The sequence below is a fragment of the Bradyrhizobium sp. SZCCHNRI1009 genome (assembly GCF_032487575.1).
In the GTDB taxonomy this organism is placed as follows: Bacteria; Pseudomonadota; Alphaproteobacteria; order Rhizobiales; family Xanthobacteraceae; genus Bradyrhizobium.
This window is the reverse complement of the sequence record NZ_JAUEUL010000002.1, coordinates 301747-313939: the sequence shown is the minus strand read 5'-3', so window position 1 is coordinate 313939 and position 12193 is coordinate 301747. Positions and strand designations below refer to the sequence as shown.

The window sequence follows — 12193 nt, the reverse complement described above, 5'->3', positions numbered from 1 at the left end:
ATGCGCAAATCCGGCTTCGCTGCGCAATCAGTGGAGCCGGATCACGACTTCCCAACACGGATCGACATCACCCGTCCGCCCTTGAGCTCGAAGGAGAACGCATGCGGCGGATAGGTCCAGAGCTCGACGCCCTTCAATTCGCTCGGCTCGAAATGGTTGGGCTGGCCGAACACCTTCACCAGATCGTCGGTGGGGGCGCCGAGACCGACGCTGCTGAGCTCGTAGCCCGGAGCCGTCGTGGTGCCGTCGCCGGTGACCTGCAGCGCGACGATCTTATCGGCGGCCACGGTGACCACGAAATAAGGATAGTGCTCGCGCTGGCCGACGAAGTAGATCCAGGCGACCTTGTCCTGCGCCTGCTTCAAGGTGCGGTGGGGCTGCCCGAGCGCAGCGGTCGCCGTGTCAGCACCGTCGCCGACCACCAGCGGGCCCAGCCGCATGCAGGCGCGCGCCATGACTGCGAGCAACAGCTCCTGTGACAGCTCGCGCGGCGGGGTCACGACGCAGCCGAAGCCGGCGCCGGCGCGCTTCCATTCGCCGCGCAGGTCCTTCAGATCGGCAGGAACGGCTGGCGCCGGTGGTGAGGGCGCCGGACGTGCCGGCGGCGGCGACGCCGGTCGCGGCGCCGATTGTGCATGCGCCGATGGCGAGAGCCACCCGGTCAGCATCGCCGCGGCGATCCCCACAAGCACCGCTTGAATGCGGCCCCCAGTCTTCACCATGTCGACGCCTACTTCCCACGCTTGCCCAGACCGCCAAAGGCGTCGGGATCGAACTTCCTCGGATCCACCGGCTCGTAGCGTGACCACTCCATGTCGGCAATCCCGTCGTATTGCTTAGTCCACCCGGAATCCACCGTCGCGTTGCCTTGCGCAACGGGCCGCAACTCGAAATGCATGATCTTGCCGGGGCCGGCCTCGGCGATCTTCTCGCCGCGCTTGAAGCGCGCGCCGACGGCCGGCATCTCGCCTTTGCCATCGACCAGACGACCGAGATGGGCATAACGGGTGAAGAGGACGGCGCCGTTCGGATAGCTGTGCTTGAGCACGACGTAGCGCCCGCAGCCGCCGACAAGCGGCAGGTCAGCGGGCGCCTGATCGGCCGCCTCCACCTTGACCACGACGCCATCCTCCATCACCCCGATCGGTGCCCCCTCCGTCCCGGCGTCGACATCGATACCGGGATGATCGCGCAGCGACCAGCAGCCGCACGAGGCCATTCCGGCTTCGGACGGCTGCTGCTGAGCCGGCGCGGCTGGCTGCACCGTCTGGAATTCGTTGACCAGCAGTCCGGGTCCCTGGAGGTGTAGATGTGGACGGCATAGAGCGTCAGCTTGCCGCCGACCTTCACCTCGCGCGGCAGGAAGCCATAAACGATGTCCTGCACGAAAACCTTGAGCTCCCGCCCCTTGGATGAACGCACCGTGATGCAATTCGAGACGCCGAGCTTCTCGACCTGGTCGAAGCCCGACATCGCCATCGACTTCTTCAAGAACCCCGTCTGACATGGACCCCCGGCACTCGCGAGGATGACCTCGAGCTTGAACGGCGCACCCGTCTTGATGTCGACACCCTTGGCCGGGCGCGGCAGCGCCAGAAGGTCGTCGAGACCGGCCTCCTTGTAGCGGGCGTAGTCGAACGCGGCTTCGGCGCGGTGGCCGCTGAGGACCACCAATGCCAGCAGGGTGAACACACCCCGGCGCGCGGCACGCGTGACGCTCATCTCACCACCCCCACTCACCGGTCGATCCCCCCGCGAGCCTACACGACAGGGCCGCACCCCGGCTACTGCTGCGTGATGAAGAATCCGCCGCGCAGGCCGGCCACAAAAAGTTCGTCCAAGGCAGATCATGATGTCGGATCGCGGCCGGCGGCTGCGTCCTTGGATCAAGCCGGATCGCGACGAGCCGGCGCGATCACAACCCCGAGCGCCGCGTCGTGAACCAGCGCGCGGCCTGCACTGAAATGGAAGGAAGCCCTGCCATGGCAAAGCCCAAGAACACGATCTGTCTGTGGTTCGACAAGGACGCAGAGGCCGCCGCGCGCTTCTACGCCGAGCTGTTTCCGGACAGCAAAGTGACGGCAGTCCATCGCGCGCCGGGTGACTACCCTTCCGGCAAGGCTGGCGACGTGCTCACGGTGGAATTCACCGTCTGCGGCATCCCCTGTCTCGGCCTCAATGGCGGACCTGCGTTCACCCACAACGAATCCTTCTCGTTCCAGATCGCCACCGATGATCAGGCGGAGACGGACCGCTATTGGACTGCCATCGTCGGCAATGGCGGCCAGGAAAGCCAGTGCGGCTGGTGCAAGGACAAATGGGGCATCTCCTGGCAGATCACGCCGCGCGCGCTCACCGATGCGATGACCGAAGGCGGCGCCGCCGCCAAGCGCGTCTTCGGCGCGATGATGACGATGAAGAAGATCGACGTTGCAGCAATCGAGGCGGCCCGGCGCGGGTGACGCCCGCGCGAAGCCGGAGCGCGTCGCGGCGTTCCGGCCCTACGGGCGCAGGCAGCGCAGATGGAGGAACAGCGGCACGCGCAGCCAGCGCCGGCTGCTGTCGCGGGTGATCGCCGCTTCGGGGATCGACGGCTCGCGCAGCGCCTCGATCAGGAAGCCCGCCTCCTCCAACGCCGCAAAATAGCGCTGCAGAGGACGATGCGCGCTGTGAAAGATGATGCTGAAGCCGTCGCGCTCCATCGGATCGCTGTAGTTGAAGGAGTCCAGGTAGCTCCCCTGGATCACGAACGGCGCGTCCGGCGCCAGGCTGGCGAAGCGGCCGGCCGAATTGAGCGGATGGACGATCGCCATGCACAGCCGGCCGCCGGGCCTCAGCACTCGCGCCGCCTCGCGCACTGCGGCCGGCATCGCATCGACGTCCTGCAGCGACATGAAGGCGATCGCGAGATCGGCGCAGGCATCGGCCAGCGGCAGCGATGCCGCATCGGCGCGCACGACGGAGATGGCGGGATCGGCGGCGCGCGCCGCCGCGATCAGCGAGGGCGAAGCGTCGATGCCGATCACCCTGTGCCCCGAGGCGTTGAGATGACGCGACAACCGGCCCTCGCCGCAGCCGATGTCGAGCGTCAGCGCACCCGGCCCCGGCAGCAGGCTGGTGAACTGCTCGCGATGATGGCGCCAGAAGCTGTCATGGCCCGGCGCCCTCGCCCAGGCGAGCCACTGGGCGGCCTGATCTTCCCATTGCTGGCGCAGATTCATGGCGGCTCTCGTAAGGGGTCAACTCAAGAGCCGCGCGTCTTAGACCTCTTTCCGGGGCCTGTCATGTGACGTTTTGGCAGCAGCCCGCTCAACCGCGCGCGGACGGGCTGCAGATCTCCTCGAGAAAATCGAGGAAGGCGCGGGCGCGCGAGGAGATCAGCTTGCGGCTCGGAAAGATCGCGGTGAGCTGCGCGGCGCGGGTGTCGAACACGACCCCCCTGCCGATCTCGACGAGCCGGCCCTCGCCGAGCAGCTCGACGCAATAGTGCTCCGGCAGAAAGGAAATGCCGGCGCCGTGGGCGACGGCGCGGCGCACCGCCAGCGGATTGTTGATGCGGGCGACATGCGCCCCGACGTCGAAGCGGACGAGATGACCATGCTGCTTGATCACCAGGGTGCGGTCGCCGTAGCGGCGCTCGCAGATCATGAGATGGCGCTCAAGCGCGCGGACGTCCTCGCCGATGTCGTGCGCGGCGAGATAAGCGGGGCTGGTCACCCAGATCAGGCGGCCGCCGATCAGCACCTTCTGCGCCAGCTCGGAATTCTCCTGCACGCCGACCACGACCGCGATGTCGAAGCGGTCGGCCAGCATGTCGATCGCGCGCGTCGTCGCCTCGACGTCGAGCTCGATCCGGGGATAGCGGCGGTGGAATTCGGCGAGTTGCGGCGCCAGGATCTCCTCGCAGAACGCCGGCGGCAGCGCCACCGAGAGCCGGCCGCTGGGGACGCCGGAGAGCCCGGTCATGACCGCGTCGGCCTCCGAGACCTGGTCCAGGATCTTCTGACATTGCTGGAAGAACAGCTCGCCCTCGCGGGTCACCCGGACGCGCCGCGAGTTGCGGTCGAACAGCCGGATGCCGAGATCCTGCTCGAGTCGGGCGACCGATTTGCTGACCGAGGATTTCGGCATGCCCAGCGACCGCGCGGCACCGGTCATGCCGCCGGTCGCCACCACCGCATGGAACACCGGAATGTCCTCGATCCGCCATTTCATCCTAGGGCTCTCGTTCATCGAGAGAAACGATCCGTGCACGTTAGCATGATTGTCTAGCATGGGAAACTTCGTAAGGTCGGCCCCGGCGCGGCCGCGGGTGACAGTCAGCCGCGGCCCATTTCGCGGAGGGACACATGGCCCGGATCATCGGCGGCATCGGCGCATCGCACTCGCCCACCATCGGCTTCGCACTCGACACCAACAAGCAGAGCGACCCTGCCTGGAAGCCGATCTTCGACGGCTTCGCGGCGGTGCGCGACTGGGTGAAGCGCAAGGACATCGACGTCCTGTTCATGATCTACAATGATCACATCACCTCGTTCTTCTTCGATCACTACTCGGCGTTCGCGCTCGGCATCGACGACCGCTATGTCGCGGCCGACGAGGGCGGCGGACCGCGCGACGTGCCGCCGGCGAAGGGGCATCTCGGCCTGTCACAGCACATTGCGATGGCGATGGTCGCCGACGAGTTCGACATGTCGTTCTTCCAGGGCAAGCCGGTCGATCACGGCCTGCTGTCGCCGCTGTCGATGATGGGCGATGCCAGCGGCCCGTGGCCGGGCCGCGTGGTGCCGCTTCAGGTCGGCGTGCTGCAGCTGCCGATCCCCAATGCGAAGCGGATGTGGAAGCTGGGCAAGACGCTGCGCAAGGCGATCGAGAGCTATCCGGAGGATCTGAAAGTCGCCATCTTCGCCACCGGCGGGCTGTCGCATCAGGTGCATGGCGAGCGTGCCGGCTTTCTCAACGAGGACTGGGACAACGAATTCCTCGATCTGCTGGAAAAGGACCCGGAGCGGCTCACGGCGATGCGGATCGCCGATTATGCGGTCAAGGGGGGCATGGAAGGCGCCGAGGTGATCATGTGGCTGATCATGCGTGGTGCGCTGTCGGACAAGGTGAGGCTCGTGCACAGGCAGACCTACGCGCCGTCGGTGACCAACATCGCGACCCTGGTGTTCGAGGATCTCGGCGGCACGCCGGATCCGCAGGAGGTCGCGGCCTATCGCGCGCATATCGGACACGAGCTCGCGGGCGCCGAGACGCTGGCTGGCACCTATCCGTTCACGCATCGCCGCAGCCAGGCCAATTTCCGCATCAACGACTTCCTGCACCGGCTCGTGATCCCCGCGCATCGCAAGAGATTTGTTGAGGAATTCGACGCGCTCGCGGACGAGTACGAGCTCACGGGCGAGGAGCGCGAGCTCATCAAGAACCGCCGCTGGATCGAGATGATCAGGCGGGGCGTCAGCTTCTTCGTGCTGGAGAAGATGGCCGCGGTGATCGGCGTCTCCAACCCGGAGGTCTACGCAGCCTTCCGCGGCGAGACCCTGGAGGCGTTCCTCAAGACCCGCAAGGTGCCGATGCGCTATTCCGTCGCCGGCGGCGCCAAGGCGGATGCGATCGACGCGCATTGACTGGCGCGCACGACCTGCGCCGCCCGGAACGGGCGACGCAGATCATGTCTCCGGCAGGTCGATGCCGCGCGCCTTGGCCCAGCGCTCCAGCACCTTGCGCTCACCGGCGTGAGCCACGCGGTTGGCGAAGCCACGCACCTGCACCGCGCGACGCTGCCGATCGAGCTCGATCGTCAGCAGCCGCTGCGCCGCGCCGCCATGGCGATGCCGCAGCGACCAGATCGAGGAATGGCCGGCGATGCACCTCGTCGCGTAGCTCGACACGCAGTGACGCATGGCCCTGGACTCAGCGACGAGGTCCTCCGCGGTCCGCAGCTGCGTGATCACATATTCGTCACGCTTGGCGAAGGCCTTGGCCGACGGACTCCACGACCAGTCCGCGAGTTGCGCGCCCGGCCAATGCGCCGCAAGCTCCGCCGCCTGCGCTGCCGAACGGTGACGCGCCATCTCGGCACGCCGGCGCGCCGCCTCGATGCGGGCGATCACCGCGAGATCGCGGTGCCATTCCCGCGCCAGCCGGCGCAGCGCCGCGAGCGAGCGGCCCTTGAGGCTGAACGCCCGCTCGCGCCGGCGACGATCGGCGATGTAGTCGCAGAGATCGTCGATCTCCTCGACGGTGGTCGGCTGCGCGCAGAAGAACTGCGCCGCCTCGCGCCAGAACGCGTGCTCGCCGCGCGGCGTCCGCGCGATCCGGGACCGGGTGATCCGCGACACGATCGCCGGATCGCCCGTGTAGGACCGCGCGATCGCCTGCCAGATCGCCTCGTCGAAGCCGACCTGCCCGAAAGGATGGAGGAAGCCGTGAACCTCCTTTCGCGACAGGAACGCCGACGCGCCAGCCTTGTACAGCGAGCCGCCACCGGCTGCCGCGATGTACCAGCGCTTGCGACGGACGATCTCGTCGTGGCCGAGCCCCGACGCCTCGATCCAGATCTGCTCCAGATGCGAAGGCACGGGATAGCGCGCGAACAGATGCCGCGCCGCCGCCAGCCGCAGGCGCGCGGCATCGCGCGTCTTGAGCTGCGGCTTCCAGCTCTCGGGATCCCGGATGATGTCGGCTTCGAAGCCACGCCCCGCCTCGCGGATCGCGTTGTGCAGATCCGGCGGCGGCCGCGTCGGCCGTGCCGCGCGGCGCAGCGTCAGCTCATAGGCTTCAACCCGCGCGCGCTCGGCCTCCTGCCGTCGTGCAATCGATGACTTTGCCATTGTCGTTCAACATGATCGAGAAACTATCAGCCGGACGCACTGCGGGCGTCGGCACGGATCGTGTCGCGCACAGTGGATTCGACATGGCTGATGGCCTCTCGCGTTGAACACCGTCGGGGTTGAAACGGGCGACGCTGATACATCCAATCTGCAGCGAGCACAAGCGGAAAAGCCGCCGCGCTCCGCGGCGAACGCGGTTTGGCCTCGCCCTTGCATCGGCTTCTCATGAGCCGGCTCGCAAGATGGAGTTGTCAGATGTCCGACAGCCTGCACACGGTCGTCGTGGCCAAGAAGGCCATCGAGGCGCACAACATGGCCTCGTTCGAGCTCGTTCCGGCGGACGATCAGCCGCTGCCGGGCTTCACCCCCGGCAGCCATATCGACGTCACATTGCCGAATGGACTGACGCGGCAATATTCACTGCTGAACAGCGCCTCAGAGCGCAACCGCTACTGCATCGGCGTGTGGAAGGACGGCAACAGCCGCGGCGGCTCCAAGGCGCTGCATCTCGACATCAACGAGGGCGACCGGCTGCAGGTCAGCCGCCCGCGCAACCGCTTCAAGATCCCCAAGGACACCAAGCGCGCCCTGCTCGTGGCGCGTGGCATCGGCGTGACGCCGATCCTGTCGATCGCCGACACGCTGAAGGCCAAGACCATCCCGTTCGAGCTGCACTACGTGTTCGCGCTGATGTCGCCGGACTCGTTCCGCGGCACCATCGAGGCGTCGCGTTTCGCCGAAGACACCAGATACTACAAGGAATCCAGCGAGGACAATCAGTTGCTGAAGGCTGCCGAGCTGCTGGCCGACCGACCCGACGACACGCAACTGTTCATCTGCGGCGTCGACTGGTGGATGGATCCGATCATCGCGCTCGCCAGGCAGAAGGGCTTTGCCGAGGAGCGCATCCATGTCGAGCGGTTCACCGCCAAGGCGGCGGCCGCGCTGCTCGACAAGGTGTTCGACGTCACCATCAAGAGCACCGGCGCGACCTTCAAGATCCCCGGCGACAAGACCGTCACCGCCTTTCTCGAGGAGAACGGCGTCAAGATCGCGACCTCCTGCGAGCAAGGGATGTGCGGCACCTGCAAGACCCGGGTGATCGACGGCGAGATCGATCATCGCGACAAGCGCCTCTCCGCGGCCCAGCGCGCCGAGGGCTATTTCCTGCCGTGCGTGTCGCGCGCCAAGGGCGACCGGCTGGTGCTCGATCTCTAGCAGGCATCGGCCGTGACCAGCGAGACCGATCTGTGGCAGACCGCGTGGATCATCGCCCAACAGCACGGGACCGAGGGGCCGGCGTTCGCGGCCCGCATGGCCGACAGCTTCAAGCTCGGCCACAAGCTCGCCGCGCATCGGGCGTGGCTGTCGATCGCGGCCAAGGTCACCGTGCTGATCGACGCCAGCGCATCGGCCGGCGCGCACCGGCATTGAAATGTCGAGAAGCCCACAGTTCCGGTCGCGCTGTTCGGAATCGGACACGCTCTCCCGTCGCGTCACTCCGAGACGATGCGCAGCGAGGCGCTCGGATTCCAGATCCACCGGCCGTGGCGATGAGCTCCGAGCCCGCGCCCGACCGGCGCATTCCAAAATGACGATGCGGAGGCAGTTGCGGCCGTTCGGAACGGTTCTTGCTCCGCCCGACGCCGTTACCGAGCGACCGTCCAACATGCGCGACCGCGCAGGTCGCGCCTTGTGAGGAAGCATGTCCGTGTCATCGTCCGGCACGGCGGACGTCCCAGCCGCCGCCGACATCGCGTTGGCCTATCACGCCCGCACCAAGCACAGTCTCAAGCGCTATGCGGCGGGACCCGAGACGCTGGACTGGGACGCGCAGCCGAATCCGTTCCGCGAGTTCGCCGGCAGCCCTCGGCTGCATCTGCCGCTGACCTCGGACCGTCTCGCCGTGAGCTTCGCCGAGGCCTGCGACGCCACGGCGCCGGTCCAGCCGTTGACGATCGACGGCGTCGCGCTGCTGCTCGAACTGTCGTTCGGACTGGCCGCATGGAAGGAGCTTGGCCCGGACCGCTGGGCGCTGCGCTGCAATCCCTCCAGCGGCAATCTGCATCCGACCGAGGCCTATGTCATCGCGGAGAACGTGCCGGGGCTCAGCGACGGTCTTCACCACTATGTCAGCCGCGATCACGCGCTTGAGCAACGTTGCCGTCGCGGCAGGACATCGCCCGGCGAGCCGCGACTGTGGCTCGCGCTGTCCTCGATCCATTGGCGCGAGGCGTGGAAATATGGCGAGCGCGCGTTCCGCTACTGCCAGCTCGACCTCGGACATGCGATCGGCGCCGTCAGCTACGCCGCCGCTGCGCTGGGCTGGAGCGCGCACGTGATCGACGGCATCGACAGCGCGCAACTCGCAGCACTGATGGGACTCGATCGCGCGGATGATTTCGCCGGCGTCGAGACCGAGGACGCCGATGTGCTGCTCGCGATCGTGCCGCGCGATGCGCGCTCTCGGCCGCCGACAGCCCTGCCATCGCCGGCCAAGATCGACGACAGTTGGAAGGGCCAGGCGAACCGGCTCGATCGCCATCCGCTCTATCGCTGGCCCGTCATTCCCGAGGTGAGCACGGCCACGGCCGGTGCGGCGCAGGATGCGGTCTCCGTTCCGTCGCAGTGCCCGCCGCTGCCGCGGCGGTCAGGCGCGCGCGCGGCCGAGCTCATTCTCAGCCGGCGCAGCGCGCAGCGCTTCGACGCCAGATTCACGATGGACCTCGCAGCGTTCCTTCACCTTCTCGACGCGCTGCTGCCGCGCGCCGCGCCGCCATGGACCGCCTGGCCATTCGCGCCACGGCTGCATCCGCTGCTGTTCGTCCACCGCGTCGACGGCCTCACGCCCGGGCTCTATGCGCTACCGCGCAACGGCGAGGCGGAGAGCAGCCTGCGGCGCGCGCTGCGTCCCGACTTCGACTGGCAGCACGTCGAGCGCGCAGCCGACCATCTGCCGTTGTTCCGGCTGCTGCCGACCGACAGCCGCGGCGTGATCCGCACCGCGAGCTGTCACCAGGCGATCGCGGGCGATAGCTGCTTTGCGATGGCGATGCTCGCCGAGTTCACGCCTGCCGTGAGCGACCATCCGTGGCGCTATCGGCAACTGCATTGGGAGGCCGGCCTGATCGGCCACGTACTCTACCTTGAAGCCGAAGCGGCGGGCCTGCGCGGCACCGGCATCGGCTGCTTCTTCGACGACTCCGTGCACGAGATGCTCGGCGTCGTCGCAGCCGATTTCCAGACGCTCTACCACTTCACCGTCGGCCGTGCCCTGACCGATGACCGCATCACGACACTGGCCGCCTATCCGGGCCGCACACGCAACGAAGCGGGAGACCTGCGATGAGACCGCGCATTCCGTTCCAGCGCATCGACGTCGACCACGCGGCCGAGCTGTTGCAGCGCGACGACGTGCTGCGCTTCGACGTCCGCGACCCCGCCTCGTTCGACACTGCGCATTTGCCCGGCGCGCGGCATCTCACCCAGCGCAATCTCTCCGAAATCATCGCCGGCACGACCAAGCGCACGCCGATCCTGATCTACTGCTATCACGGCAATGCCAGCCAGGAGTATGCGCAGACCTTCTCCGATTTCGGCTTCGCGGAGGTCTATAGCCTCGACGGCGGCTATGAGGCGTGGCGCCAGCGTTATCCCGCGCGGAGCGGCGCGGCGAACGTCGGTCCGGCCCTGGCGGCGTGGCTCGCCGCCGAGGGCTTTCCCGCCGAGGACGTCGACGCCATCATCGCCAATCGCACCACGCCGCTGATGAAGGCGGCACATCTCGGCAACGTCGCCGTCATCCGCGAGCTGCTCGCTGCCGGCGCCGACGTCACCGCCAGGAACGCCGACGGCAACAACGCAGTGTGGCTCGCCTGCGTCGGCCGGCATCTCGCCGCCATCGACGCGCTGGTCGAGGCCGGCATCGATCTCGACAACAGCAACGACAATGGTGCCACCGCGCTGATGTATGCGTCGTCCTCCGGCAAGGCCGAAATGGTCGCGCATCTGCTGGCCGAGGGCGCGGACATCAGCACCGAGACGCTGGACGGCTTTTCCGCGCTCGACATGGCCGCCTCGCTCGAATGCCTCACCTTGCTGCGCCGCGCCGCCAAAGCGGCGGCGTCGAAGGCGGCCGCGCCCGAGGCCCGGCCATGAGCGTCATCGAGCACGATTTCGGCATGCAGCAGCGCCAGGTCGAACGCCGGTTTCGCACGCTGCTCAGCCTCGATGCGCTGCACGAGGCCAATGTCCGTGCCAATCCCATTCCCTATCTGGAGCGCGCCAGCGAGCGCATCTATCAGCTCGAGAAGGCCCTGTTCGATGCGCTGCAGGCGGCGACGACCGCAGCCGACTCCGGCGATGAGACGATAAGCATCGGCAAGGCCGAGCATCAGCGCCTGCTGCAATGCCGGGCGATCGTGGAGCGCGCCTATGCGCAACTGGTCGCCGATCAACCCGAAACCTGAATCAACGACGAAATGGAGATCGAAATGTCGAGTGACGGCTTCTTCGTGGACTGGGACGGCAATCTGCGCAGTGCCGCCGATCCCGGCGGCGGCTATCTGTGCGACATCGACACGGTCGCGCGCTATGTCGCGGTGACGACGAAGAACGGCACGCTGGTGCACGAGGCGACGTTCTTCAAGACCAAGGCCGATGTCGAGAAAGCCGGCATCAAGGCGCCGCTGGTGCCCGGAAGTCATCCGTGGGGAACGAAGGCGGATGGGTTCTGAGCCCCCATCACCGTGACGACGTCGTTGCGAGCGCAGCGAAGCAATCCACGACCACGCGCGCGGCCCTGGATTGCTTCGTCACCCCCGCTCCACGCAATGACGGGCGGATGGAAGAATGCCTCACTCGGGATGGATCATGATCTCCATGGTCTCATCGAGATCATCGAACGGATCGGGAAAGCTCGTATCCTCCACCAGCGCGACGCCGCACAGGCAGACCTCGCCGTCGATGACCGCGAGCGCGATCGGCTCCAGGCTCTGGCCCTCGCAATCACCGCTGGTGCACAATCCGGTGTCGATCTCGAAGATCGCGCCGTGCCGGCCACAGCGCAGCATCGTGCGCTCCGCGTTGAAGAATTGGCCGCTGCCGATGTTCAGCCATTTGCCTTCGTGCGGGCAGCTGTTGACATAGCCGACGAAGCCGCCGCACACGGTATGGATGATCACGATCGGAAACGGCCGCGCCTCGCCATTGTCGCCGATCCGCGACAGGCTGAACGCCCTGGCTTCACCCGGCGCGATGCTCGTCGTCGGACAGATGACGAAGACTTCCGGCTCACGTTCCGTCATGCGCGACGCTCCCTCGACGAGGCGACGGAGCTGCGGGACCGTGAAGAGTCT

General features: G+C 67.1%; 15 protein-coding genes. 8 read left to right on the top strand and 7 right to left on the bottom strand.

The annotated features are described in order from the left end of the window. Nucleotides 1-41: 41 nt before the first annotated feature. Genes QX010_RS05000 through QX010_RS04990 form a run of 3 tightly spaced genes read right to left on the bottom strand, consistent with a single transcriptional unit; the run spans nucleotide 42 to nucleotide 1722 of the window. Entirely contained in the window at nucleotides 42-722 is a 681-nt protein-coding gene (locus QX010_RS05000) for a hypothetical protein (RefSeq protein ID WP_315804493.1), read from the bottom strand. An 8-nt stretch (nucleotides 723-730) separates the two neighbouring features. Further along, nucleotides 731-1135 (bottom strand): M23 family metallopeptidase, encoded by a 405-nt coding sequence (locus tag QX010_RS04995; RefSeq protein WP_316178002.1) that lies wholly within the window; start codon nucleotides 1133-1135, stop codon nucleotides 731-733. Continuing rightward, complete coding sequence (locus QX010_RS04990; RefSeq protein WP_316178000.1) at nucleotides 1135-1722, bottom strand: hypothetical protein; 588 nt, start codon at nucleotides 1720-1722, stop codon at nucleotides 1135-1137. The genes QX010_RS04995 and QX010_RS04990 overlap by 1 nt, the downstream gene beginning before the upstream one ends. 260 nt (nucleotides 1723-1982) lie before the next feature. Here QX010_RS04990 and QX010_RS04985 point away from each other — a divergent pair, with 260 nt between their 5' ends. Then, nucleotides 1983-2462, top strand: coding sequence for a VOC family protein (locus QX010_RS04985; RefSeq protein ID WP_315804491.1), 480 nt, complete (start codon nucleotides 1983-1985; stop codon nucleotides 2460-2462). 39 nt (nucleotides 2463-2501) lie between these two features. On the opposite strand, the gene QX010_RS04980 is transcribed toward QX010_RS04985, so the two are convergent. Next, entirely contained in the window at nucleotides 2502-3221 is a 720-nt protein-coding gene (locus QX010_RS04980) for a class I SAM-dependent methyltransferase (RefSeq protein ID WP_315804490.1), read from the bottom strand. 88 nt (nucleotides 3222-3309) lie between these two features. Then, the gene (locus QX010_RS04975) at nucleotides 3310-4215 is read right to left on the bottom strand and encodes a LysR family transcriptional regulator (RefSeq protein ID WP_315804489.1); all 906 of its coding nucleotides are present in this window, start codon (nucleotides 4213-4215) and stop codon (nucleotides 3310-3312) included. A 134-nt stretch (nucleotides 4216-4349) separates the two neighbouring features. Here QX010_RS04975 and QX010_RS04970 point away from each other — a divergent pair, with 134 nt between their 5' ends. Beyond that, nucleotides 4350-5630 (top strand): gallate dioxygenase, encoded by a 1281-nt coding sequence (locus tag QX010_RS04970; RefSeq protein ID WP_316177998.1) that lies wholly within the window; start codon nucleotides 4350-4352, stop codon nucleotides 5628-5630. Between the two features lie 42 nt (nucleotides 5631-5672). On the opposite strand, the gene QX010_RS04965 is transcribed toward QX010_RS04970, so the two are convergent. After that, the gene (locus QX010_RS04965) at nucleotides 5673-6836 is read right to left on the bottom strand and encodes a PcfJ domain-containing protein (protein ID WP_315804487.1); all 1164 of its coding nucleotides are present in this window, start codon (nucleotides 6834-6836) and stop codon (nucleotides 5673-5675) included. Nucleotides 6837-7091: 255 nt separating this feature from the next. Here QX010_RS04965 and QX010_RS04960 point away from each other — a divergent pair, with 255 nt between their 5' ends. The 6 genes from QX010_RS04960 (at nucleotide 7092) to QX010_RS04935 (ending at nucleotide 11572) form a co-directional block, all read left to right on the top strand. After that, the gene (locus QX010_RS04960; protein ID WP_316177996.1) at nucleotides 7092-8054 is read left to right on the top strand and encodes a PDR/VanB family oxidoreductase; all 963 of its coding nucleotides are present in this window, start codon (nucleotides 7092-7094) and stop codon (nucleotides 8052-8054) included. Nucleotides 8055-8066: 12 nt separating this feature from the next. Then, nucleotides 8067-8270: a hypothetical protein gene (locus tag QX010_RS04955; RefSeq protein WP_315804485.1), complete on the top strand. Its 204-nt coding sequence runs from the start codon at nucleotides 8067-8069 to the stop codon at nucleotides 8268-8270. 271 nt (nucleotides 8271-8541) lie between these two features. Beyond that, nucleotides 8542-10185: a nitroreductase family protein gene (locus QX010_RS04950; RefSeq protein ID WP_316177993.1), complete on the top strand. Its 1644-nt coding sequence runs from the start codon at nucleotides 8542-8544 to the stop codon at nucleotides 10183-10185. Nucleotides 10186-10250: 65 nt separating this feature from the next. Then, nucleotides 10251-10994 carry an ankyrin repeat domain-containing protein gene (locus QX010_RS04945; RefSeq protein WP_316178451.1) on the top strand — a complete coding sequence of 248 codons (744 nt, stop codon included), beginning with the start codon at nucleotides 10251-10253 and terminating at the stop codon, nucleotides 10992-10994. Beyond that, a complete protein-coding gene (locus QX010_RS04940) occupies nucleotides 10991-11305 on the top strand; it encodes a hypothetical protein (RefSeq protein WP_316177992.1) in 315 nt (104 codons plus the stop codon). The genes QX010_RS04945 and QX010_RS04940 overlap by 4 nt, the downstream gene beginning before the upstream one ends. A 24-nt stretch (nucleotides 11306-11329) precedes the next feature. Next, nucleotides 11330-11572, top strand: a complete 243-nt coding sequence (locus tag QX010_RS04935) for a hypothetical protein (protein WP_316177991.1) — start codon at nucleotides 11330-11332, stop codon at nucleotides 11570-11572. A gap of 120 nt (nucleotides 11573-11692) precedes the next feature. Here the strand turns inward: QX010_RS04935 and QX010_RS04930 are convergent, their stop codons facing one another. Next, the gene (locus QX010_RS04930; RefSeq protein WP_316177989.1) at nucleotides 11693-12142 is read right to left on the bottom strand and encodes a Rieske (2Fe-2S) protein; all 450 of its coding nucleotides are present in this window, start codon (nucleotides 12140-12142) and stop codon (nucleotides 11693-11695) included. Between the last annotated feature and the right edge of the window lie 51 nt (nucleotides 12143-12193).

Bases quoted from the DNA above. Each gene is read 5' to 3' on its own strand.
- QX010_RS05000 (WP_315804493.1), bottom strand. From the start codon at position 722: ATGGTGAAGACTGGGGGCCGCATTCAAGCGGTGCTTGTGGGGATCGCC.
- QX010_RS04940 (WP_316177992.1), top strand. From the start codon at position 10,991: ATGAGCGTCATCGAGCACGATTTCGGCATGCAGCAGCGCCAGGTCGAA.
- QX010_RS04930 (WP_316177989.1), bottom strand. From the start codon at position 12,142: ATGACGGAACGTGAGCCGGAAGTCTTCGTCATCTGTCCGACGACGAGC.
- QX010_RS04990 (WP_316178000.1), bottom strand. From the start codon at position 1,722: ATGAGCGTCACGCGTGCCGCGCGCCGGGGTGTGTTCACCCTGCTGGCA.
- QX010_RS04960 (WP_316177996.1), top strand. From the start codon at position 7,092: ATGTCCGACAGCCTGCACACGGTCGTCGTGGCCAAGAAGGCCATCGAG.
- QX010_RS04980 (WP_315804490.1), bottom strand. From the start codon at position 3,221: ATGAATCTGCGCCAGCAATGGGAAGATCAGGCCGCCCAGTGGCTCGCC.
- QX010_RS04965 (WP_315804487.1), bottom strand. From the start codon at position 6,836: ATGGCAAAGTCATCGATTGCACGACGGCAGGAGGCCGAGCGCGCGCGG.
- QX010_RS04970 (WP_316177998.1), top strand. From the start codon at position 4,350: ATGGCCCGGATCATCGGCGGCATCGGCGCATCGCACTCGCCCACCATC.
- QX010_RS04935 (WP_316177991.1), top strand. From the start codon at position 11,330: ATGTCGAGTGACGGCTTCTTCGTGGACTGGGACGGCAATCTGCGCAGT.
- QX010_RS04995 (WP_316178002.1), bottom strand. From the start codon at position 1,135: ATGGAGGATGGCGTCGTGGTCAAGGTGGAGGCGGCCGATCAGGCGCCC.
- QX010_RS04985 (WP_315804491.1), top strand. From the start codon at position 1,983: ATGGCAAAGCCCAAGAACACGATCTGTCTGTGGTTCGACAAGGACGCA.
- QX010_RS04950 (WP_316177993.1), top strand. From the start codon at position 8,542: ATGTCCGTGTCATCGTCCGGCACGGCGGACGTCCCAGCCGCCGCCGAC.
- QX010_RS04975 (WP_315804489.1), bottom strand. From the start codon at position 4,215: ATGAAATGGCGGATCGAGGACATTCCGGTGTTCCATGCGGTGGTGGCG.